17 protein-coding genes are annotated in these 22,352 nt (G+C 70.4%); 10 read left to right on the top strand and 7 right to left on the bottom strand.

Annotation, left to right across the window (positions count from 1 at the left end; genetic code table 11):
• Window positions 1-26 precede the first annotated feature (26 nt).
• From ACZ5FU_RS00085 to eccCa, 4 genes are all read right to left on the bottom strand, one after another.
• Complete coding sequence (locus ACZ5FU_RS00085; protein ID WP_469043989.1) at window positions 27-2,312, bottom strand: DUF6571 family protein; 2,286 nt, start codon at window positions 2,310-2,312, stop codon at window positions 27-29.
• A complete protein-coding gene (locus ACZ5FU_RS00080; RefSeq protein ID WP_451530777.1) occupies window positions 2,312-2,833 on the bottom strand; it encodes a hypothetical protein in 522 nt (173 codons plus the stop codon). The genes ACZ5FU_RS00085 and ACZ5FU_RS00080 overlap by 1 nt, the downstream gene beginning before the upstream one ends.
• Before the next feature lie 69 nt (window positions 2,834-2,902).
• On the bottom strand, window positions 2,903-3,133 hold the full coding sequence (locus ACZ5FU_RS00075; RefSeq protein ID WP_469043987.1) for a DUF6199 family natural product biosynthesis protein: 231 nt from the start codon (window positions 3,131-3,133) through the stop codon (window positions 2,903-2,905).
• Between the two features lie 76 nt (window positions 3,134-3,209).
• The gene (gene eccCa / locus ACZ5FU_RS00070; RefSeq protein WP_451781888.1) at window positions 3,210-7,181 is read right to left on the bottom strand and encodes a type VII secretion protein EccCa; all 3,972 of its coding nucleotides are present in this window, start codon (window positions 7,179-7,181) and stop codon (window positions 3,210-3,212) included.
• 317 nt (window positions 7,182-7,498) lie between these two features.
• On the opposite strand from eccCa, the gene eccD reads away from it, so the two are divergent.
• Window positions 7,499-9,004 (top strand): type VII secretion integral membrane protein EccD, encoded by a 1,506-nt coding sequence (gene eccD / locus ACZ5FU_RS00065; protein ID WP_451530774.1) that lies wholly within the window; start codon window positions 7,499-7,501, stop codon window positions 9,002-9,004.
• Between the two features lie 482 nt (window positions 9,005-9,486).
• Window positions 9,487-11,022 carry an outer membrane protein assembly factor BamB family protein gene (locus ACZ5FU_RS00060; protein WP_469043985.1) on the top strand — a complete coding sequence of 512 codons (1,536 nt, stop codon included), beginning with the start codon at window positions 9,487-9,489 and terminating at the stop codon, window positions 11,020-11,022.
• Between the two features lie 22 nt (window positions 11,023-11,044).
• Here ACZ5FU_RS00060 and ACZ5FU_RS00055 read toward each other — a convergent pair whose 3' ends face one another.
• Entirely contained in the window at window positions 11,045-11,338 is a 294-nt protein-coding gene (locus tag ACZ5FU_RS00055; RefSeq protein ID WP_451530772.1) for a DUF397 domain-containing protein, read from the bottom strand.
• A gap of 312 nt (window positions 11,339-11,650) precedes the next feature.
• Here ACZ5FU_RS00055 and rpsO point away from each other — a divergent pair, with 312 nt between their 5' ends.
• From rpsO to ACZ5FU_RS00030, 5 genes are all read left to right on the top strand, one after another.
• A complete protein-coding gene (rpsO, locus tag ACZ5FU_RS00050) occupies window positions 11,651-11,941 on the top strand; it encodes a 30S ribosomal protein S15 (RefSeq protein WP_363092053.1) in 291 nt (96 codons plus the stop codon).
• A 295-nt stretch (window positions 11,942-12,236) separates the two neighbouring features.
• The gene (locus ACZ5FU_RS00045) at window positions 12,237-14,456 is read left to right on the top strand and encodes a polyribonucleotide nucleotidyltransferase (protein WP_451530771.1); all 2,220 of its coding nucleotides are present in this window, start codon (window positions 12,237-12,239) and stop codon (window positions 14,454-14,456) included.
• Window positions 14,453-15,832 (top strand): M16 family metallopeptidase, encoded by a 1,380-nt coding sequence (locus ACZ5FU_RS00040; RefSeq protein WP_468646735.1) that lies wholly within the window; start codon window positions 14,453-14,455, stop codon window positions 15,830-15,832. The genes ACZ5FU_RS00045 and ACZ5FU_RS00040 overlap by 4 nt, the downstream gene beginning before the upstream one ends.
• A 59-nt stretch (window positions 15,833-15,891) precedes the next feature.
• Window positions 15,892-16,644 (top strand): 4-hydroxy-tetrahydrodipicolinate reductase, encoded by a 753-nt coding sequence (gene dapB / locus ACZ5FU_RS00035; RefSeq protein WP_451530769.1) that lies wholly within the window; start codon window positions 15,892-15,894, stop codon window positions 16,642-16,644.
• A gap of 13 nt (window positions 16,645-16,657) precedes the next feature.
• Window positions 16,658-17,116 carry a tetratricopeptide repeat protein gene (locus tag ACZ5FU_RS00030; protein WP_451530768.1) on the top strand — a complete coding sequence of 153 codons (459 nt, stop codon included), beginning with the start codon at window positions 16,658-16,660 and terminating at the stop codon, window positions 17,114-17,116.
• A gap of 165 nt (window positions 17,117-17,281) precedes the next feature.
• On the opposite strand, the gene ACZ5FU_RS00025 is transcribed toward ACZ5FU_RS00030, so the two are convergent.
• On the bottom strand, window positions 17,282-17,836 hold the full coding sequence (locus ACZ5FU_RS00025; RefSeq protein ID WP_451530767.1) for a hypothetical protein: 555 nt from the start codon (window positions 17,834-17,836) through the stop codon (window positions 17,282-17,284).
• Between the two features lie 89 nt (window positions 17,837-17,925).
• Complete coding sequence (locus tag ACZ5FU_RS00020; protein ID WP_451530789.1) at window positions 17,926-18,162, bottom strand: hypothetical protein; 237 nt, start codon at window positions 18,160-18,162, stop codon at window positions 17,926-17,928.
• Between the two features lie 192 nt (window positions 18,163-18,354).
• On the opposite strand from ACZ5FU_RS00020, the gene thyX reads away from it, so the two are divergent.
• The 3 genes from thyX (at window position 18,355) to ACZ5FU_RS00005 (ending at window position 22,012) form a co-directional block, all read left to right on the top strand.
• A complete protein-coding gene (gene thyX, locus ACZ5FU_RS00015; RefSeq protein WP_451530766.1) occupies window positions 18,355-19,095 on the top strand; it encodes an FAD-dependent thymidylate synthase in 741 nt (246 codons plus the stop codon).
• A 204-nt stretch (window positions 19,096-19,299) separates the two neighbouring features.
• Complete coding sequence (gene dapA / locus ACZ5FU_RS00010; protein WP_451530765.1) at window positions 19,300-20,199, top strand: 4-hydroxy-tetrahydrodipicolinate synthase; 900 nt, start codon at window positions 19,300-19,302, stop codon at window positions 20,197-20,199.
• A 127-nt stretch (window positions 20,200-20,326) separates the two neighbouring features.
• Window positions 20,327-22,012 carry a ribonuclease J gene (locus tag ACZ5FU_RS00005; RefSeq protein ID WP_451530764.1) on the top strand — a complete coding sequence of 562 codons (1,686 nt, stop codon included), beginning with the start codon at window positions 20,327-20,329 and terminating at the stop codon, window positions 22,010-22,012.
• The last annotated feature ends 340 nt before the right edge of the window (window positions 22,013-22,352 follow it).

Below are 22,352 nucleotides of genomic sequence, written 5' to 3'. Positions count from 1 at the left end.
AACAAAAAGAGGCCCTCTCGCGTAGGTCAGATGTCGGTCTTTAGATGCGGCGCCATGTACTCGGTGTTCGTTCCTGCGTCCCGGAAGCCCTGCTGCGTCGCTGCACGCGCCTTTTCGTCGATGCTGTGGTCCAACAGGTCGGCGCGGCCATGAGTTTTCGCCGCGAGTTCGGCAGCACGCTCGGTGTACGCCGCGTTCGTTTCGAGGCCGCTCTCCCACTTCTCACCCATAACGGCTCCGGCGTCATCCTGCGCATGGCCCTTCGCGTTCTGGAACAATTCCTCGAGGATCATGCTGCTGACCGTACTGGCCACGCCGCCGGCCACCGCGCCGCCGACCGGACTTGCGATGAACGTGACTCCGACGCCGATACCCGTTCCGACACCGCCCGAGACGGCGTTCTTCCACTGCGAGACGGACTCGTCGTAGGCGTCGTCGGATTCCTTGGCGGGGCCGGCGACCGCCTCCTGACGTCCGATGGCGAGGGTGCCCGAGATTTCACCCGAACCGTGAGCAAGCTGTTCGACGGTGAAATGTGTGTCCTGGGAGTACCGGTCGTCCGCTGCCAGATCCGGGTTCATGTGGTAATCCATCAGGTTTGCCATATAGGCCTTGTTCCCTACCTCTACGGCCGCATAGCCCTCGGGGTTCTGCCCCACAGAGACAAGGAGCGCCGCCACGTCCCGATGATTGAGCGAGGCGGCTGTTCCGCCCACGGGGAACAGTTTGTTTGTGTCTTCATCGGCGTCGTCTGTCATTGCCCGATTGATGTCCGGGAGATACTCCGACGTGATCTGACCAATGCTGTCGGACATGTAACTGTGATCGGTGAGGCGTCCGGTGTCCTCCGAGACGGAAGCCACGATGTTCTCGAACAGCTTCGTCTGCCCCGCGTTGTGGGCAGGCGTGTCCGCTGTGGGCATCTCCCCGGCCGGATGTCCCGTAGTGGCCGCCTCCAGCGCCGCGGCCAGGTAGTTCCGCCCGGCGATGCTCTCCTCGCCCTTGCTGTCCTGGTCCTGGGGCCAGTCCCGCTCCTCGAAGAGGTAGTCGAAGTTGCTCAGGGTCCGCCGGCCCTGTTTGCCGTCGCCGTCGGTGTCGTGGGTGAAGTCGTGGTCCTCGTCCTTGGTGACGAAGGTGCCGTTGAAGAAGTCCGTCGCGGCGTCGGGGTTGTTGGAGAGGGCCTTGAGGTAACCCGTCATCGGGTCCCAGCCGGAGTCGGTGCCCGTGCGGTTGAGCAGCGGGTCGCCACCGCCGCGGCCCCAGGCGCCGTGGCGGCCGTTGCCCGTGAACTTCTTCTCCGTCTCGATCAGCTTCTCGCCGTAGTCGACGAGGAAGCGGTCGTCGTAGTCGCCCCAGCGCATGAGGTTGGACATGACCTGACCGCCGAGCGGGAAGCCGCCGCCGCGGCCGACCGGCTTGTCGACGAGGTCGATCATGTCCGACTTCCACGTCGTCATGGCGGCGTTGTCGCTCTGCGTGGCCGTGGCGAGTGTGAGGCCGAGGTTTTTCTGGAGGTCGTCGTACTGGTCGAGCCGCGCTTGTCCGACCCTCCAAGCGCTGTGCGGGTCGCTGAGGCCGGTCCAGAAGTCCAGAGTCCCCCGCGCACCCAGGCGGTCGGCGAAGCGCTCCGCGAACAGTCCGTCGCCGGCGTGCTCCTTGAGACCCTTGCCGAGCCGGTCGAACTCCTCGGGTGACAGGTCCTCGGGGCTCTGCTTCGCCAGATCCGCCAGTTCCTCGGCGTCCTTGAGCGCCTTGGCCGCGGAGTCCCGGTCGGAGTAGTCGACGTCCGAGAAACCCAGCCTGCTCCGGTCGGCGATGGCCGTCAGGACGCTGCCGGCCGTGGTGTCGCTCTCGGTGGCCTTGTCCAGGATCCCCTGGATCTCGTCGCGCAGCGCGGTGATGTCACCCTTGTCTTCCCGGTCCTCCTGGGAGCGGCCCTCCGGCGGGACGTTCGTGGTGACCGTGAAGCCGCCCTCGTAGCCGATCACCGTGAGATTCTTCCGCCGACCTCGTTCGATGGCGTCGGCCAGCCGCCCCTTGTAGAGCTTCAGCTCGTCCCGGGTGTCCGCGAGGATCTTGTGGATGGAGGAGGCCTGGCTGTGCGCGTCGGCGAACTCGCCGGCGGTCTTGCCGATGAACTCCCTGGACACCGTGGCGTTGTACCCCGCCCAGTCGGCCTTGTTCGCGGCAGCGTGCAGGCCCTTCTCGGCGGATTCCATCAACGTTTCCAGGTCCCCGACCATCGTCGACCAGTCGTCGACGGCGTCGTCGAGCAGAGTGAAGTCGGCCTTGCGCAGGGCGTCGAGGTCCATCAGTCCTTCTCGCCCTTCTTGTCGTCCTTCTCGCCGTACACCGGGTTCGGTTCGCCCGGGACACCGACGCGTTCGTCGAAGCCCGCGTCCAACAGGTCGATGCTGCTCATCTGGCGGCGGATGTAGTGGTCGTCCTCGGAATGCAGCTTCTTCGTGACGGTCATGTGGTTCGAGATGTGCGCGCACGCGTCCCGGAGGGAGCCCAACTGCTCGTCCCAGCGGAGCGCGACGTGCTGGAGCGCGCCGCCCAGGGAGAACCCGTCACCGGTGAGCCCGGCGGCGGCGCTCTCGCTGGTGGGGACAGCCCGACGCCCCTTGTCCCAGAGGTCGTTGTACAGATCGAACGCGTGGCTGCCGATGTTCGCCAGGTCGGTCTGGCCCGCCCTCAACTCGCCGTACTGACCGGGATCCGGCGCGGGGCGCACCGGGCCGCTGCCGGGGTCCAGCTGGTTCAGCCGCATGTGGGGTGCGCCACCCGCGGCAGTCTCCGCCTTCAGCTGTTCCCATTCCTCCCACGCCATACGTGAACACCTTTCGTGGTGGTGGTTCTCGACGGGGTGCGCGCGGCCCGTGGTCGTACCGGCCTGGTCTCACATCTCGGCGGCCAGCGAGAACGTCCAGATGGCCATGCCCACCATGAGCGCCGCGCACAGGAAGGCCACGACCCGCTGCGACCGGTAGGCCGAGTCCGACGGCTCGTTCGCCGCCGGGTCCCGGAACCGCTTCGCCTGGAAGCGCCACCACAGCGCCCGCTGGTCGGCCGAACCGAGCCCGATCATCACCGGAGCCGATAAGAGCATGATCATTCCCACGCCGGCCATCAGTGCACCCCTTCCGATGCCAGACACCACACCCCGGCCGCACCGGGCAGGTCAATCCGGCTCTCCGTAAGGAACTTCAGCTTGTCGGGTCCGCCATCAACCCCACCTGGACCAACGGCTTCCCCCGCCGTCGGGACACGAAGATGCCCCGGCCCGCGGGCATCGGACGCGGCCGTACCCCGCCGAGGAGGTCGCCCTCCCCGGGGTCGCCGGCCAGCACCACGCCCTGGGCGCCGAGTTCCTTGATGCGCTGCATGAACGCCTCGTACGAGGCACGGCCGGCGCCCGCCGTCGAGCGGGCGACGATGAAGCGGACGCCGACGTCCCGGGCGAAGGGGAGCAGCTCCGTCAGTCCCGCCAGCGGGTTGCCGCTGGACGTGGCGACGAGGTCGTAGTCGTCGACGACGACGAACACGGTCGGTCCGCGCCACCAACTGCGGTCCCGGAGCTGCTGTGCCGTCACGTCGGCCGTCGGGGAGCGGCGCTTCATCAGGTCGGCCAGCGCGGACATGTGGTGGTCCATCGCGTTGGACATGGGGATGTACTCGGCCAGGTGCGAGGACGGGGTCGCATCCAGCAGGGAGCGCCGGTTGTCGACCACGAAGAACTTGCACGCGTCGCCCGCGTACCGCTCCGAGAGCTGCTTGATCAGCAGGCGCAGCAGGTTCGACTTGCCCGACTCGCTCTCGCCGAAGACGAGGAAGAAGGGGTCCTGCTCGAAGTCGAGGTACACCGGTTCGAGGTTGTCCTCGTCGAGGGCGAAGGCGACCCCGCGCCGCGGGAACCGGTCGCCCGCGGGCAGCTGACCGGCCGGGAACTCGCGGGGCAGCAGCCGTACCTCGGGAGCACCGGGCGCCTCCCAGTGGCGGGAGACCTCGGCGGACAGCGCCTGGGTCGCGTCGGCGAGGTCGGTGTCGGAGGCGAGGCCGTCGATGCGCGGCACCGCCGCCATGAAGTGCAGCTTCTGCGGGGACAGACCCCGGCCGGGAACACCCGTCGGGACGTTCGCGGCGGCCTTGCGGTCCAGTTCGGAGTCCATCGTGTCGCCGAGCCGCAGCTCCAGGCGGTTCATCAGGTGGTCCTTGAGGGCGGCCCTGACCTCCATGGAGCGGGAGGCCGTCAGGACCAGGTGGATGCCGTAGCCGAGACCGCGGGCGGCGATCTCGTGGATGACCTGGTCGAGCGCCTCGTAGTCGGAGCGGAAGTTGCCCCAGCCGTCGATGACGAGGAAGACGTCGCCCCACGGCTGGTCGGTGACGGAGATCTCGCCCCGGGCCCGCCGGCTGCGGAACTCGGTGATCGAGGGGATGCCCGCGGAGCGGAAGTACTCCTCGCGGCGGACCAGCACGCCGTACACCTCGGCCACCGTGCGCCGCACCCGCTCCGGGTCCAGCCGCGAGGCCACCCCGCCGACGTGCGGCAGCCCGGCCAGCGAGGCCATGCCGCCGCCGCCGAAGTCGAGGCCGTAGAACTGGACCTCGTGCGGGGTGTGGGTGAGGGCGAAGGAAGAGATCAGCGAGCGCAGCAGCGTCGACTTGCCGGACTGCGGGCCGCCGAGGATCTGCATGTGGCCCGCGGCGCCGGAGAAGTCCACCCACAGGGCGTCACGACGCTGCTCGAACGGCTTGTCCACCAGGCCGACCGGGACGACCAGGCGGCCCGCGCCCTCGTAACCGGGCTGGGTGAGCCCGCGGCCCGGCACCGCCGTGAGGCCCGGCAGCAGCGCGTCGAGCGAGGGCGGACTGTCCAGCGGCGGCAGCCACACCTGGTGGGCCGCCGGGCCCTGCGCCTCCAGCCGGCGCACGACGACGTCGAGGACGGTGTCGGCGAGGGCCTCGTCGACCTCGGGATCGTCCCCGTCGGGACGCTGCCGGGGCACGGGCGCGTACCGCACCGGCACCTCGGCCGCCGTGAACAGCACCGGCCGCCGGTCCACCGGCAGCCGACCGCCACCCGACGCGGCCCGCTGCGGTCCGGAGCGGTAGACGCCGGAGACGTACGCCGCCTTGAACCGCAGCATTTCGTCCGTGCCGAACTTCAGGAAGCCCGAACCCGGCACGTTGGGCAGCGAGTACGCGTCGGGCACGCCCAGCGCCGCCCTCGACTCGGCCGCAGAGAAGGTGCGCAGACCGATGCGGTACGACAGGTACGTCTCCAGGCCGCGCAGCCGGCCCTCCTCCAGACGCTGCGAGGCCAGCAGCAGGTGCACGCCGAGCGACCGGCCGATACGGCCGATCTGCACGAACATCTCGATGAAGTCGGGCTTGGCGGTGAGCAGTTCGCTGAACTCGTCGATCACCAGGACGAGGGAGGGGATCGGCTGGAGCGGAGCGCCGGCCGCGCGCGCCTTCTCGTAGTCGTGGATGTTGGCGTAGTTGCCCGCGTCGCGCAGCATCTCCTGGCGGCGGTTCAGTTCGCCGCGGATCGAGTCGCCCATCCGGTCGACCAGCGTCAGGTCGTCCGCCAGGTTGGTGATCACGGCCGCGACGTGCGGCATCTGCGCCATGCCCGCGAAGGTCGCGCCGCCCTTGAAGTCGGCGAGGACGAAGTTCAGGGTCTCCGAGGAGTGGGTGACGGCCAGGCCCAGCACCAGGGTGCGCAGCAGTTCGGACTTGCCGGAGCCGGTGGCGCCGACGCACAGACCGTGCGGGCCCATGCCCTCCTGCGCCGCCTCCTTGAGGTCCAGCATCACCGGACGCCCGTCCTCGCCGACGCCGATCGGCACCCGCAGCCGCTCGGCCAGCGAACGCGGCCGCCAGGTGCGCCTCGGGTCCACGGACGCCGCGTCACCGAGACCGAGCAGGTCGGTGAACTCCAGGTTGGCCAGCAGCGGTTCGTCGTCGTCGCCGCCGGAGGCCATCCGCAGCGGCGCCAGCTGCCGGGCGAGCACCTCGGCGGACTCGTACGACAGCGCGTCGGGCGTCCCCTCGTAGACGGTCCCGTGCCCCGACTCCAGGTGCAGCATCCCGGGTTCCACGACGATGGACAGCTCGCCGCCGGGCCCGGTCGGCTCACCGGGGACGACCTCGAGGACCGTCACGCCCTGGAGCCCCTCGGGGTTGGCCAGGAACGAGTCGGGCGGCAGCGAGACGCCGTCCAGGACGACGACGATGTGCGGCTCCTCCGGCAGCGGGGCCGCGTCCGGGTGGAACCGCGGCCGGCCGCTGAGCCGGGGGGCGATCAGGTTCTCCAGTTCGCGCGTGTCCCCGCCGATCAGCCTGCGGCTGCCCGCGCCGTCCACCGTGCCCGGCGCCTGCACGTGCGGCAGCCACTTGGCCCACTCCCAGTGCGGGAGTTCGTCCCGGCCCGCCGCGACCACGAGCACGAGGTCCTCGGGCGAGTGCAGCGCGACCAGCGAACCGGCCATGGCACGGGCGCAGGACCGCACCGACTGCGGATCGCCGCTCACCGTGACGTGGTAGAAGGCGCGCAGCGACACCGCCATCGGCAGGGCGTCCAGCGTGCCGTGGACGGCGAGGAAACGCTGGAACGCGCCCGCGGTCAGCGGCTCCAGCTGCTCCACGGGGCCGGTCTCGGGACTGACGAGCGGGGTGGCCAGCGACTGGGCGCCGAGGCCGACGCGGACCTGGGCGAAGTCCTCGTCCCCGGGCCGCCGTTCCCACACCCGGCTGCCCTCGGCGACCAGGGCCCACAACTGCTCGGGGGAGGGGTGCAGGTAGTACTGGGCGTCCCGCTGCGCCTTCGCGGTGGCGACCGTCGTCAGCCGGGTCTGCGCCAGGTAGCTCAGGTAGTCGCGGCGCAGGTCCGCCAACTGCCCCTGCGTGCCGCGGCGGAAGCGGACCACCATCGCGATGGACATCGCCACCGTCGAGGCGATCATGACCATGCCCATGATGCGCATGAACGGCTGGCCGCTCGTGAAGAAGAAGACGACCGAACCGCCCATGCCCAGCGTGGGCAGCAGTTGCATCAGCACGCTCTCCTGATGCCCCCGCGGCAGCTCGGGCGGAGGCTGCACGGCGATCTCGCCCGTGGGCACCTCGGACGGCAGGGCCCGGGGAGGGCGCTTCACGACGATGTGGCTCACTGCTCACCAATTCCCTTGCCGGCCCCGGGAAAGTACCGTCCGCCACCCCGTGTCAGGCGGACGCGGGCCGCCGCGTGATCCTACTGACTTCTCGCGCGACGAGGGGGCGGTAGGGTGCCGGATGTTCGCGTGAGCACATGCGACCCGGTCCGGGTGAGCCGGGACATTCCGTGAGAACGGGAACGGTTCGGCGCTCTCCGGCCGCCCGGCGGCGTCCGTTTCGCCGCCCGGCCGGACCGCCCCATCCCACGCGGCACGGCACGGACCGGAAATTTTCACACCGCCGACGCGGAACCATCACTGAGGGGGAGCAGCAGGTGAGCATCACGGCCTCCGCGGCAGCCACTGGAGGAGGGCAGGGATCGGGCGGCGCCTCCGGGACGGGCCTCGGCTTCTGCCGGGTCACGATCGTCGCGCCCGACAGCCGGATCGACGTGGCGCTGCCCGACGACATCCCGGTCGTCGACCTCTACCCGGAGATCCTCCGGCTCTCCCGGCAGAGCCCCGCCGAGGGCGCCCCGGTCGGCTACCACCTCGTACGCCGGGACGGCACCGTCCTCGACGGCTCCCGCTCGTTCGCCGCGCAGCACATCCTCGACGGCGAACTCCTCACGCTGCGCCCCTTCTCGGAGTCGCTGCCGCCCGCCGTCTTCGACGACGTCTCCGAGGCGGTCGCCGCGGCCGTGACCCGCGAACACGCCCTGTGGGGCGGCGACCTGACCCGGGCCGCGGGCCTGGTCGGGGGAGGCGTCCTGCCGGTCCTGCTCGCCTTCGTGGCCTGGACGGGCGACCCGCGGCACGACATGCACTCCCTGCCCGGCGTCCTCGCCGCGGTCGTCGGCGTCCTGCTGGTCGCCCTCGCCTGCGTCCGTGCCCGCGTCTACGACGACCGGCCCTCGGCCGTCGCCCTCGGACTCGGCGCGCTGCCCAACGTCGGCGTGGCCGGCTCCGGGCTCCTCCCGCTCGCCGACGGCCAGGGCATCGGCAAACTCCAGTTCCTCCTGGCCTGCGCGGCGGTCCTGCTGGCCGCGGTGCTCCTCACCCTGTGCTCACCGGGCGGGGACGGCCCGTTCGTCGCCTTCGTCGTGGCGTCCGGCGCCGGCCTCGCGGCGGTGTTCGCGGCGATCCTCGCGCACTGGACGCCGTCCGAGACCGCCGCCCTGTGCGCGCCCGTCGCCGTGGGCGCGCTCGCCTTCCTGCCCGGCCTCTCCATGCGCTTCGCCCGGCTGCCGATCGGCTTCGACGCCCCCGACACCACCCGGCGCAGCGCGTACGGCGCCGATCCCGCCCCCCAGGAACCCGTCGACGTCGAGCGGATCACCGCCCAGGCCCGCCGCGGCCACGAACTGCTCGTCGGGCTGGTCGGCGGCTGCGCCCTGATCACGGTCGGCGCCTGCTCGGTCCTCGGCTTCTCCGACGACCTCTGGGCCCAGCTGCTCGCCCTGGCCGTGGGCGTCGCCCTGCTGATGCGCGCCCACCTCTTCCGCTACACCGCGCAGGTCGCCCCCGTCCTCGCCGCCGGCCTCGCCTCCCTGGTGCTGCTCGGCCTCGGGCTGGCGCTCAACCCGCCCGTGTCGGTGTTCCGCGACGCCCTCATGGGCGACCGCACCGACCTGGACGTGCGGACGATCTGGCTGGTCGCGGCGATCGCGGCGGCGTCCGCGCTCATCACCGCGATCGGCCTGATCGGTTCGCGCGGCGGTCTCACGCCGTTCTGGGGACGGTTCACGGAGATCGCCGAAGGCTTCGTCCTGCTCACCCTGGTGCCCCTGGCGCTGGCCGTCTTCGACGTCTACGCGGCCGCCCGCGCGATGACGAGCTGACCGGGCCGGCCGGCCGCCGTCACGGCACCCCGCCGGGGCGCCGCCCTCCGCCGCCCGCCCGGGCACCGCGGGACTCGCCCCTCCGGGACGCCGCAGGCCGCCACTGCCGTCGGACGGTCAGACCGTCGGACGGTCAGACCGCTGGATCGTCCGGCTACCGGATCGTCCGGTGTGGGGATCGTCGGGTGATCGGATCGCCGGACGACCCGATGGTCCGGCCGTCGGATCGACCGGACTGTCCGGTCATCGGGCCGTCCGGTGGTCGGGTCGTCCGACCGTCGGGCTGTCCGGTCATCGGGCCGTCCGGTGGTCGGGTCGTCCGACCGTCGGGCCGTCCGATCATCAGGTCTCGGGTCGCCGGACCTCGGGCGGCCGGGCCTCGGGCCACCGGATCGCAGGCCGTCCGACCATCACCCCAGCCGCAGCCGCGTCATAGCCGCAGCCGCAGCCGCCGCAGCAACCGTAGGAAAGGAACGTCGAGCGTGAGCTTCGGCCCGCCCCCGTCCGTGTACACCCAGTCCTCCGTGACGGCGACGACCGCCCGGACGAAGCGCCGCCGCAGGCTGCTGGGACGGTCCCTCGCGGTCGTGCTCACCGTCGCGCTGGGCGCGGGCGGCTGGTTCCTCCTGTCCGGCGACGGCGACGGCGGCCGGACCGGAGGGAACGGAAGCACCGCCTCCGCCCAGGGTCGCCTCGACGTCCGCGAGACGGTCGAGAAGCCGCCCGCGAGCACCGTCGGCACCATGGCCCTCCGTTTCTCCGTGGACGACATGGGCCCCGGTGAGCAGTACGAGATGCCCGGCATGTGGGCCACCGACAAGATCCTCGCCAAGGGCATCAACAAGACCGTCGTCGGCCTCTCCCTCGGCACCGACGCCGCACCCGGCGACGAGAGGTGGAAGCTCCCCCTCGACGGCCCGATCTGCGGCTACACACGCCATGTGACCGGCGAGAACCGCACCGCCGTCCTCTTCCGCGCGAACGACCGCGGCGGCGCCTACTGCAACCACGTCGCCTTCTTCGATCTCGACGACGGCCGACAGGTCTGGGAGAGCGACTTCCCCTACTCCAAGTACGCCGCCTCCCCGGGCCTGCCCAGGAGCGGCGACGAGCAGGACACCCCGAGCGTGACCCTCACCCACGGCACGGTCGTCGTGACCTGGGGCGGCGGCACCGACGCGTACGGCATGGACACCGGCAGACGCCTGTGGCGCACCACGTCCACGGGCGCCTGCCAGGACATGGGTGCCGCCGGCGGACGCGCGCTGATCGTCCGCCAGCAGTGCTGGAACGACGACGACGGCCTGCCCGTCGACTCGCTGGAGCGCCTCGCCTACAAGGCGCGCAAGGTGGACCCGGAAACCGGCGAGGTCCTGTGGACCCACTCCGCCGCCAAGGGCGTCCGGGACCTGCACATCCCTTCCGCCGAACCCGCCGTCCTCGCCGTCCAGGCCGGCGAGATCGGGATCTCCGAGATGCTCTCCCTCGACGACAAGGGCAGGAACCGCGCCACGATCCGCCTCCAGAACGGCACCTACGTGGGGGAGTGCTCCTACGACGACTACCTGGTCGTCGACGACTGCCCGACCATCGCCGTCGGCGCCGGCCAGGTCTTCCTGCGCAGCAAGGAGACGGGCGACCGGGCCGACGCCAACTGGATCATCGGCTTCGACCTGGCCACCGGGAACACCACCGAGAAGTTCGACTCCGGACCCGGCTCCCTGCTCTACCCGGTGCGCACCAGCGGCAGCCGGCTCCTCGCCGTACGCGTGAGCGCCGACCACATCGCGCCCAACGCGCTGATCGCCCTGGACCCGGAGACCGGCCGCGAGACGCCGTACTTCTACTTCGACCTGCCGGCCGAGGCCGAGCTGATGACGATGACCGACCACAACGACGTCGTCGTCCAGAACGGCCGCCTCTTCTTCGGCGCCAAGAAGGCCGAGGGCCCCGCCGCCGGCCGGCCGAAGTGGACCTACCTGGTCCTCGGCCTGCAGGGCACGGCGGCGGGGAGGTGACGACGGCGCGGACGCGCGCCGCCTACCGCTCCGCCGGCCCGCCGTCGTGCGGCGCCGGCTCCAGGTCGAACTCGCCGTCCCGCGCGCCCAGGACGAAGGCACGCCACTCCGCCTCCGTGTAGCGCAGCACGGTGCCGGGGTCGAGCGACGACCGCATCGCCACGGCACCGCCGGGGAGATCGGCGATCTCCACCCGCTCCTCGTGCTCCTCCGTGCCCGGCGCGCTGTGCCACTCGACACCGGAGATGTCGAGGGCGTACAGCTCGTCCCTCTCCCGCTCCTTGCGCGCCTTGGTCTCCTCTGCCGTCTCCGCCATGCCGCAGCGACCCCTTCCCGACTTCCCGACGTACCCGACGAAAGAACGATCCGAGCGCTCACCCTAGTGGCCGCCCGGGCGCCCCCTCGGGGGTTCGCGGACCGCGGCCGGAGCCCCCGCCACCTCCTGGTACCCTGATGGACGGCCGTTTGTGTACGCGCCCCCGGACCGCCCTCAGGAGACCCTCCCCAGGAGACCCCGATGGCCCTGGAGGCCGCGCCCAGCGGATCCCCGCCTCCCGAGTAACGGAAGCTCCCCCGAGACACAGACCGGGGGCACTCGGTGGCCCACCGAAGACTACGAGGAGTACGCGTGTCGCTCGACGCCGCTACGAAGAAGCAGATCATCGCCGAGTTCGGCCAGAAGGAGGGCGACACCGGCTCCCCCGAGGTCCAGGTCGCCATGCTCTCCCGTCGGATCTCCGACCTGACCGAGCACCTCAAGACGCACAAGCACGACCACCACTCCCGCCGTGGTCTGCTCATCCTGGTCGGTCAGCGCCGCCGGCTGCTGCAGTACCTGGCCAAGAAGGACATCCAGCGCTTCCGCGCCCTGGTCGACCGCCTCGGCATCCGCCGCGGTGCGGCCGGCGGCGCCAAGTAGGACGCCGTGAAGGGAGCGGTTCCCGTCGTCATCGGGGACCGCTCCCTTTGCCGTACGTACGCAAACGTGCGGAGTGTCACCCACGCTTTGTAGTGTGGTAGCAGAACGCAATACGCACGACACGGACGAGGAGAGGCGCGCGTAGCCGCCGCCGGTCCTCGGTAGTGGCCCCCGGGAGACAGTGAGCCCCGGGTGCTTCGATCGAAGACCGGCCCGCACTGCACGGAGCGCCTCTCCGCCACCGTCCCCCTGCCACACGGGCAGCCCAGGGGACGAAGACGAGGAGAAAACACTAGTGGAGAACGAGACCCACTACGCCGAAGCCGTCATCGACAACGGCACCTTCGGCACCCGCACCATCCGCTTCGAGACGGGCCGCCTGGCCCGCCAGGCCGCCGGCTCGGCCGTGGCCTACCTGGACGACGACACCATGGTGCTGTCGGCCACCACCGCCTCCAAGAACCCCAAGGACCAGCTCGACTTCTTCCCCCTCACGGTGGACGTCGAGGAGCGGATGTACGCCGCCGGCAAGATCCCCGGCAGCTTCTTCCGCCGCGAGGGCCGCCCCTCCGAGGACGCCGTCCTCACCTGCCGCCTGATCGACCGCCCGCTGCGCCCGTCCTTCAAGAAGGGCCTGCGCAACGAGATCCAGGTCGTCGCCACCATCATGGCGCTCAACCCCGACCACCTGTACGACGTCGTGGCGATCAACGCCGCGTCCGCGTCCACGCAGCTGGCCGGCCTGCCCTTCTCCGGCCCGATCGGCGGCGTCCGCGTCGCGCTGATCCGCGGCCAGTGGGTCGCGTTCCCGACGCACACCGAGCTCGAGGACGCCGTCTTCGACATGGTCGTCGCCGGTCGCGTCCTGGAGGACGGCGACGTCGCGATCATGATGGTCGAGGCCGAGGCCACCGAGAAGACCATCAAGCTGATCGAGGGCGGCGCCGAGGCGCCGACCGAGGAGGTCGTCGCCGCCGGTCTGGACGCCGCGAAGCCCTTCATCAAGGTTCTCTGCAGGGCCCAGGCCGACCTCGCCGCCAAGGCCGCCAAGCCGACCGGCGAGTTCCCGATCTTCCTCGACCACCAGGACGACGTCCTGGAGGCGCTGTCCGCCGCCGTCCGCCCGGAGCTCTCCGCCGCGCTGACCATCGCGGGCAAGCAGGAGCGCGAGGCCGAGCTGGACCGCGTCAAGGCGCTCGCCGCCGAGAAGCTCCTGCCGGAGTTCGAGGGGCGCGAGAAGGAGATCTCCGCCGCGTACCGCTCGCTCACCAAGAAGCTGGTCCGCGAGCGCGTGATCAAGGAGAAGAAGCGGATCGACGGCCGCGGCGTCACGGACATCCGTACGCTCGCCGCCGAGGTCGAGGCCATCCCGCGCGTGCACGGCTCCGCGCTGTTCGAGCGGGGCGAGACCCAGATCCTGGGCGTCACCACCCTCAACATGCTCCGCATGGAGCAGCAGCTGGACACCCTCTCCCCGGTGACCCGCAAGCGCTACATGCACAACTACAACTTCCCGCCGTACTCCGTCGGCGAGACCGGCCGCGTCGGCTCCCCCAAGCGCCGCGAGATCGGCCACGGCGCCCTCGCCGAGCGCGCCATCGTGCCGGTGCTGCCGACGCGCGAGGAGTTCCCCTACGCGATCCGCCAGGTGTCCGAGGCCCTCGGCTCCAACGGCTCGACGTCCATGGGCTCCGTCTGCGCCTCCACCATGTCGCTGCTGAACGCCGGTGTGCCGCTGAAGGCCCCCGTCGCCGGCATCGCCATGGGCCTGATCTCCCAGGAGATCAACGGCGAGACGCACTACGTCGCCCTCACCGACATCCTCGGTGCGGAGGACGCCTTCGGCGACATGGACTTCAAGGTCGCCGGCACCAAGGAGTTCGTCACCGCCCTCCAGCTCGACACCAAGCTGGACGGCATCCCCGCCTCCGTCCTGGCCGCCGCCCTCAAGCAGGCCCGTGACGCCCGCCTCCACATCCTCGACGTGATGATGGAAGCGATCGACACGCCGGACGAGATGTCCCCCAACGCCCCGCGGATCATCACCGTCAAGATCCCCGTGGACAAGATCGGCGAGGTCATCGGCCCCAAGGGCAAGATGATCAACCAGATCCAGGAGGACACCGGCGCCGACATCACGATCGAGGACGACGGCACCATCTACATCGGTGCCGTCGACGGCCCGTCCGCCGAGGCCGCCCGCGCCACGATCAACAGCATCGCCAACCCGACGATGCCCGAGGTCGGCGAGCGCTACCTGGGCACGGTCGTGAAGACGACCACCTTCGGCGCGTTCGTGTCGCTGATGCCGGGCAAGGACGGTCTGCTGCACATCTCGCAGATCCGCAAGCTCGCCGGCGGCAAGCGTGTCGAGAACGTCGAGGACGTCCTCGGCGTGGGCGCCAAGGTCCAGGTCGAGATCGCCGAGATCGACTCCCGCGGCAAGCTCTCCCTCATCCCCGTGATCGAGGGCGAAGCGTCCGACGACGACAAGAAGGACGACGCCGAGCAGTGACGTCCCGTAGCTCCCAGGTGACGGCCCGCCCCTCTTCGGAGGCGCGGGCCGTCGCCCGTACCCAAACCCTCATCAAGGGCGAGAACGGCATCGGCACGGTCCGCAAGACCACCCTCCCGGGCGGCCTGCGCATCGTCACCGAGACCCTCCCCTCGGTCCGCTCCGCGACCTTCGGCATCTGGGCACACGTCGGCTCCCGCGACGAGACCCCGGCACTGAACGGCGCCACCCACTACCTCGAGCACCTGCTCTTCAAGGGCACCCGGCGCAGGTCCGCGCTGGACATCTCCTCCGCCCTCGACGCGGTCGGCGGCGAGATGAACGCCTTCACGGCGAAGGAGTACACGTGCTACTACGCGCGCGTGCTCGACACCGACCTGCCGCTCGCCATCGACGTCGTCAGCGACATGCTGACCGGCTCCCTGATCCGCGAGGAGGACGTCGACGTCGAGCGCGGCGCGATCCTCGAGGAGATCGCGATGACGGAGGACGACCCGGGCGACTGCGTGCACGACCTGTTCGCGCACACGATGTTCGGCGACAACGCCCTCGGCCGCCCCGTCCTCGGCACGGTCGACACCGTCAACGCCCTCACCGCGGACCGCATCCGCCGCTTCTACAAGAAGCACTACGACCCCACCCACCTGGTGGTCGCCGCCGCGGGCAACATCGACCACAACAAGGTCGTACGGCAGGTCCGCGCCGCCTTCGAGAAGGCCGGCGCGCTCAAGGAGACCGACGCCACCCCCATCGCCCCGCGCGACGGCCGGCGCACCATCCGCACCGCAGGCCGCGTCGAACTGCTCGGCCGCAAGACCGAACAGGCGCACGTCGTCCTCGGCATGCCCGGCCTGCCCCGCACCGACGAACGCCGCTGGGCCCTCGGCGTGCTGAACACCGCCCTCGGCGGCGGCATGTCCTCCCGGCTGTTCCAGGAGGTCCGCGAGAAACGCGGCCTGGCCTACAGCGTCTACTCCTACACCTCCGGCTTCGCCGACTGCGGACTGTTCGGCGTCTACGCCGGCTGCCGGCCCGGCCAGGTGCACGACGTGCTGAAGATCTGCCGCGACGAACTCGACACCGTCGCCGAGCACGGCCTCTCCGACGAGGAGATCGGCCGCGCCATCGGCCAGCTGCGGGGCTCCACGGTCCTCGGCCTGGAGGACACCGGCGCGCTCATGAACCGCATCGGCAAGAGCGAGCTGTGCTGGGGCGAGCAGATGTCCGTCGACGACATGCTGACCCGGATCGAGGCCGTGACCCCGGACGAGGTCCGCGAGGTGGCCCGCGACATCCTGGGACAGCGCCCGTCGCTGTCGGTCATCGGCCCGCTCAAGGACAAGCAGGCGTCCCGACTGCACGAGGCCGTCGCCTAGGGGCTGTCCGGCACGACCCGCCGGACAGGCACCGATCCCTCCCGTAAAGGAAGCAACAGATGAGCAAGCTGCGCGTGGCGGTCCTGGGTGCCAAGGGCCGTATCGGCGCCGAAGCGGTCCGGGCGGTCGAGGCCGCCGAGGACATGGAGCTGGTGGCCGCCCTCGGCCGGGGCGACAAGCTGGAGACGCTGGCCGAGACCGGCGCCCAGGTCGCGGTGGAACTGACCACCCCGGCCTCGGTCATGGACAACCTCGACTACTGCGTACGGCACGGCATCCACGCCGTCGTCGGCACCACCGGCTGGACGGATGAGCGCCTCGCGCAGCTGACCGGCCGGCTGGAGCGGTCCCCGGGAACGGGCGTGCTCATCGCGCCGAACTTCTCCATCGGGGCCGTACTGACCATGAAGTTCGCGCAGATCGCGGCGCCCTACTTCGAGTCGGTCGAGGTCGTCGAGCTGCACCACCCGAACAAGGTGGACGCCCCCTCCGGCACCGCCACGCGCACCGCCCAGCTCATCGCCGAGGCGCGCCGCGCCGCCGGCTGCGCCCCCGCCCCGGACGCCACGACGACGGCCCTGGACGGGGCCCGCGGCGCGGACGTCGACGGCGTCCCCGTCCACGCCGTCCGCCTGCGCGGCCTGCTGGCCCACCAGGAGGTCCTGCTGGGCGGCGAGGGCGAGACCCTGACCGTCCGGCACGATTCCCTGCACCACAGCAGCTTCATGCCGGGCATCCTGCTGGGCGTCCGCCGCGTGGTGACGACCCCGGGCCTGACCTTCGGCCTGGAACACTTCCTGGACCTGAACTGAACCCCTGACTGCCATGCGCGCGAAACTCTCCTACGCCCTCACGGCCGCCGTCCTGGTCTTCTACTTCGTCCTGGTCGGCAGCCGCGGCGTCATGCTCATCCAGGCCGGCACACTCCTGACCGTCACCTTCGGCGTGGCGGTGCTGATCCTGCCGGTCATCGGCGTCTGGTTCCTGTGGAAGAACACCCAGTTCGTCCGCCGGGCCAACCAGCTCGCCGCCGAACTCGACGCCGAGGGCGGCCTGCCCGTCGACGAGCTGAAGCGCACGCCCAGCGGCCGCGTCGACCGCGACTCGGCCGACGAGGTGTTCGCCCGGCGCAAGGCCGAGACGGAAGCGGCCCCCGACGACTGGCGCACCTGGTTCCGTCTCGCCGTCGCCTACCACGACGCGCGGGACACCCCGCGTGCCCGCAAGGCCATGCAGCGCGCCATCAGCCTGCACGGCACCCCACACCACCCGGCCTCCTCCTGAGGCCGTGCACCGTCCCTGAGGCCCCCGCCCCGTCCTGAGGCCGTGCACTCCTCCCGAGGCGCCGCACTCGCCCCGGGGCCGTGCACGAGGAGGCCCGATGAGGGCGGACGTGAGGAGGCCCGGTCCGGACATCCGGACCGGGCCTCCTCACGCGTGTCCCCGGGGTCAGGGCCGCCGGTACTCGTCGGCCCACGTCTCCACCGAGTCCGCGGCCCGGTTGAACGCCTCCGGCCGCGCCAGGAAGTCGGCCCCGTGCGTGGTGAGCAGCGGCATCGCGCCCTCCGCGGCCCGGTCCCGCCGTACGAGGGTCAGCGCCTGGCCCTGCACGGTGCGCGGCAGCCCCATCCAGCGCACGGGCTGCTGCACGGTCCGCACGGCCACGACGCGGTTCCAGGTCACCGTCCGCGTGACGAGGAAGTTCACCTGGCGCACCCCGCGCGCGCTCACCCACACCCCCATCCGCAGCATCCGCAGCGCCCCGCCGATCACCAGCAGCGACAGACCGAAGACGATCCCGGCCTCGGACACCGAGCCGGTCAACGCGATGATCACCGCCGCGAACAGCACGTACGACGCCAGCAGCAGGCACAGCGCGGCCGCCGCGACCCGCCACGGGCCGGGCCGGTAGGGCCGCCGCCAGTGCTCACGGTCGTCGAAGGGCAGCGCGACCTCGTCCGCTGCCTCGAATGCGCGGTCGGCCGTCAGGAAGGGCAGGGGCACGGCTGGTCCTCACTCGTCCATGCGTGGGCTGTGCCGGTGAGGCTATCCGCCTGTGTCCCCGCTCACCACCTCCGGGGGTCCGGATGAGGTCAGCGGCCCTGGGCGGCCTGCGACTGCTGGTCGGGGACGGAGTGGTCCGCGGACAGCGCCGGCATCCCGATGACCAGCGAGCCGACCAGGGCGGCCACGATGGTGAGCCCCAGCAGCCAGCGCCCGGCCAGCTGCCCGAGAGAGGACCGCTCCGGGGGCGGGGGAGCGACATTGCTACGGAACCCCTCGGCCTCGGCGAGGAAGGCGAAGGGTACGGGCTCGCGCCGGCGGAACATGACGGGTGCTTCCTCCTGCTGGACTTCACGTGACGTTGTCGTCGTCACCGGTACAGACGAGCGAGTGCCCGAAAACGTGCCCCATATCGGCAGACGTCACCCGGGAATCCCGCGGCGCCCGTGAACTCCGGGCTCTCCGGCCGTCGTAAAGTTGACGCCGCTCCGAAGACGCGATGGAAGGACCCCCGAACCGTGACCCCCACCCCCGACGACGAGTTCAAGATCGACTTCCGGAGCGACGTCACCGTCGAACTGGTCAAGCACACCGCGTCCGACGCCGACGTGCTGTTCGCCGCCCGCGTCTCGACCGTCGGCGAGCAGTCCTTGGAGGAGCTGCAGAAGGACCCCGAGCGCTCCAAGGGGCTCATCAACTACCTGATGCGGGACCGCCACGGCAGCCCCTTCGAGCACAACTCGATGACCTTCTTCGTCAGCGCCCCGATCTTCGTCTTCCGCGAGTTCATGCGGCACCGAGTCGGATGGTCGTACAACGAGGAGTCCGGCCGCTACCGGGAGCTCCAGCCGGTGTTCTACGTCCCGGACGCCTCCCGCAAGCTCGTGCAGCAGGGCCGCCCCGGCAAGTACGTCTTCGTGGAGGGCAGCGAGGAGCAGCAGGAACTGGTCAACCGCACGATGGAGGACTCCTACCGCCAGGCCTACTCCGCATACCAGGAGATGCTCGCCGCGGGCGTCGCCCGCGAGGTCGCCCGCGCGGTCCTCCCGGTCGGTCTGTTCTCCTCGATGTACGCCACCTGCAACGCCCGCTCCCTGATGCACTTCCTCGGCCTGCGCACCCAGCACGAACTGGCCAAGGTGCCCTCCTTCCCGCAGCGGGAGATCGAGATGGTCGGCGAGAAGATGGAGGCCGAGTGGGCGAAGCTCATGCCCCTCACCCACGCGGCCTTCAACGCCAACGGCAGGGTCGCCCCGTAAGCCGCTCCGCGACGGAGACGTATGTGCGGATCATCCGCCTGAAGTGTCCGTATTGCGGCATTTAGGGAAGTTCATCTAGCCTGATCAAACGGACCCGGCACTGCTTGAACCCCCGAGCAGGCAGTGCCGGGCTCCGCATTTGTCACCACTTGTCGTCCGCCCCGAGGGCAGACCCCGCCCTGAGCAACGAGTAGCGTGTTCCCCATGGCTCCGACCTCCACTCCGCAGACCCCCTTCGGGCGGGTCCTCACCGCCATGGTCACGCCCTTCACGGCGGACGGCGCACTCGACCTCGACGGCGCACAGCGGCTCGCCACCCACCTGGTGGACGCGGGCAACGACGGCCTGATCGTCAACGGCACCACCGGTGAGTCGCCCACCACCAGCGACGCGGAGAAATCGGATCTGGTGCGGGCCGTCCTGGAGGCCGTCGGAGACCGGGCCCACGTGGTGGCCGGAGTCGGCACCAACGACACCCACCACAGCATCGAGCTGGCACGCGCGGCCCAGCGGGCCGGCGCACACGGCCTGCTCGTCGTGACGCCGTACTACAACAAGCCCCCGCAGGAGGGCCTCCACCGGCACTTCACGGCGATCGCCGACGCCACCGAGCTGCCGGTGATGCTCTACGACATCCCCGGTCGCAGCGGCGTGCCGATCAGCACCGAGACGCTGGTCCGCCTGGCCGAGCACCCGCGGATCGTCGCCAACAAGGACGCCAAGGGCGACCTCGGCCGCGCGAGCTGGGCCATCGCCCGCTCGCGACTGGCCTGGTACTCCGGCGACGACATGCTGAACCTGCCGCTCCTCTCCGTGGGCGCGGTCGGCTTCGTCTCCGTCGTCGGTCACATCGTCACCCCGGACCTGCGCGCCCTCGTGGACGCGTTCACCTCGGGGGACGTCCAGAAGGCCACGGAGATCCACCAGAAGCTGCTCCCGGTCTACACGGGCATGTTCCGCACTCAGGGCGTCATGACCACGAAGGCCGCGCTCACCCTCCAGGGCCTGCCCGCGGGCCCGCTGCGGTCGCCCATGGTGGAACTGAGCGCGGAAGAGACCGCCCAGCTCAAGATCGATCTTGCCGCCGGCGGGGTACAGCTCTGACACCAGACTTCACAACTGAATACGGCAGGCCACCGGTGCCTGCGCCCATCGACAACTGCTTCTGCACGAACGTCACGCGCGCCACGTGCCCGACCGGTACGTGGCGCGCGTGTTTGAGGAGAATCTTTTGAGTCATCCGCACCCCGAACTGGGCCCGCCTCCGCCGCTCCCCGAGGGAGGCCTGCGGGTCACCCCGCTCGGCGGCCTCGGCGAGATCGGCCGCAACATGACGGTCTTCGAGTACGGCGGTCGTCTGCTGATCGTCGACTGCGGAGTGCTCTTCCCAGAGGAGGAGCAGCCGGGAATCGACCTGATCCTGCCGGACTTCACGTCCATCCGGGACCGTCTCGACGACATCGAGGGCATCGTCCTCACCCATGGCCACGAGGACCACATCGGCGGCGTCCCCTACCTCCTCCGGGAGAAGCCGGACATCCCGCTGATCGGCTCCAAGCTGACCCTCGCCCTGATCGAGGCCAAGCTCCAGGAGCACCGCATCCGCCCCTACACCCTCGAGGTGGCGGAGGGACACCGCGAGCGCATCGGTCCGTTCGACTGCGAGTTCATCGCGGTCAACCACTCCATCCCGGACGCCCTCGCGGTCGCCATCCGCACCCCGGCCGGCATGGCGGTCCACACGGGCGACTTCAAGATGGACCAGCTCCCGCTGGACAACCGCCTCACGGACCTGCACGCGTTCGCCCGGCTCAGCGAGGAGGGCATCGACCTTCTCCTCTCCGACTCGACGAACGCCGAGGTCCCTGGTTTCGTCCCGCCCGAGCGCGACATCTCCAACGTCCTGCGCACGGTCTTCGCGAACGCCCGCAAGCGGATCATCGTGGCGAGCTTCGCCAGCCACGTCCACCGCATCCAGCAGATCCTGGACGCGGCTCACGAGTACGGCCGCAGGGTCGCCTTCGTGGGCCGCTCGATGGTCCGCAACATGGGCATCGCCCGGGATCTGGGCTACCTGAAGGTCCCGCCGGGCCTGGTGGTGGACGTCCGCAGCCTGGACGACCTCCCGGACCACGAGGTGGTCCTGGTCTGCACGGGCTCCCAGGGCGAACCGATGGCGGCCCTGTCCCGCATGGCCAACCGCGACCACCAGATCCGCATCGTCGACGGCGACACCGTGATCCTGGCGTCGTCGCTCATCCCCGGCAACGAGAACGCGGTCTACCGCGTGATCAACGGCTTGACCCGCTGGGGTGCCAACGTCGTCCACAAGGGCAACGCCAAGGTGCACGTCTCGGGCCACGCCTCCGCGGGCGAGCTGTTGTACTTCTACAACATCTGCCGGCCGAAGAACCTGATGCCGGTCCACGGCGAATGGCGCCACCTGCGCGCCAACGCCGAGCTGGGCGCCCTCACCGGCGTCCCGCACGACCACATCGTCATCGCCGAGGACGGCATCGTCGTCGACCTCGTCCAGGGCAGGGCCAGGATCTCGGGCAAGGTCCAGGCGGGTTACGTGTACGTCGACGGCCTCTCGGTCGGCGACGTGGGCGAGCCGGCGCTGAAGGACCGGAAGATCCTGGGAGACGAAGGCATCATCTCGGTCTTCCTGGTCGTGGACTCCTCGACCGGCAAGATCACCGCCGGTCCGCACATCCAGGCCCGGGGGTCCGGCATCGACGACTCCGCTTTCGGAGCCGTCGTTCCGAAGATCAACGAGGTTCTGGAACGTTCGGCCCAGGACGGGGTCGTCGAGCCCCACCAGTTGCAGCAACTCATCCGCCGCACGTTGGGCAAGTGGGTCTCCGACACCTACCGGCGCAGGCCGATGATCCTCCCGGTCGTCGTGGAGGTCTGACGGTCGGACGACGCCGAACAGGCGTCAACCTGGGGCGGGGCACCTCGATTTGCATCGGGGCGCCCCGCTCCAGTACGTTTACGGCTCCGCCTGAACGGGAAGCGCCCCACGCCTTGTGCGCCGGACCGCCTACCGGGAGGGGCCGGGAAAACCGACTCAGAACTTCTGATAAAGTCGGAACCGCCGGAAAGGAAACCGCGAAGGAAAAGCGGGGGCCTGGAAAGCACCGAGGAAATCGGATCGGGAAACGGTCTGATAGAGTCGGAAACGCAAGACCGAAGGGAAGCGCCCGGAGGAAAGCCTGAGAGAGTCTCTCGGGTGAGTACAAAGGAAGCGTCCG

The organism is Streptomyces sp. NPDC031554, assembly GCF_055580685.1.
Note: the sequence above shows the minus strand (reverse complement) of the source record. Positions and strands in the feature narration are given on the sequence as shown.

Bases quoted from the DNA above. Each gene is read 5' to 3' on its own strand.
- dapA (WP_451530765.1), top strand. From the start codon at position 19,300: ATGGCTCCGACCTCCACTCCGCAGACCCCCTTCGGGCGGGTCCTCACC.
- ACZ5FU_RS00085 (WP_469043989.1), bottom strand. From the start codon at position 2,312: ATGGACCTCGACGCCCTGCGCAAGGCCGACTTCACTCTGCTCGACGAC.
- ACZ5FU_RS00080 (WP_451530777.1), bottom strand. From the start codon at position 2,833: ATGGCGTGGGAGGAATGGGAACAGCTGAAGGCGGAGACTGCCGCGGGT.
- ACZ5FU_RS00020 (WP_451530789.1), bottom strand. From the start codon at position 18,162: ATGTTCCGCCGGCGCGAGCCCGTACCCTTCGCCTTCCTCGCCGAGGCC.
- ACZ5FU_RS00055 (WP_451530772.1), bottom strand. From the start codon at position 11,338: ATGGCGGAGACGGCAGAGGAGACCAAGGCGCGCAAGGAGCGGGAGAGG.
- ACZ5FU_RS00075 (WP_469043987.1), bottom strand. From the start codon at position 3,133: ATGGCCGGCGTGGGAATGATCATGCTCTTATCGGCTCCGGTGATGATC.
- ACZ5FU_RS00030 (WP_451530768.1), top strand. From the start codon at position 16,658: ATGCGCGCGAAACTCTCCTACGCCCTCACGGCCGCCGTCCTGGTCTTC.
- dapB (WP_451530769.1), top strand. From the start codon at position 15,892: ATGAGCAAGCTGCGCGTGGCGGTCCTGGGTGCCAAGGGCCGTATCGGC.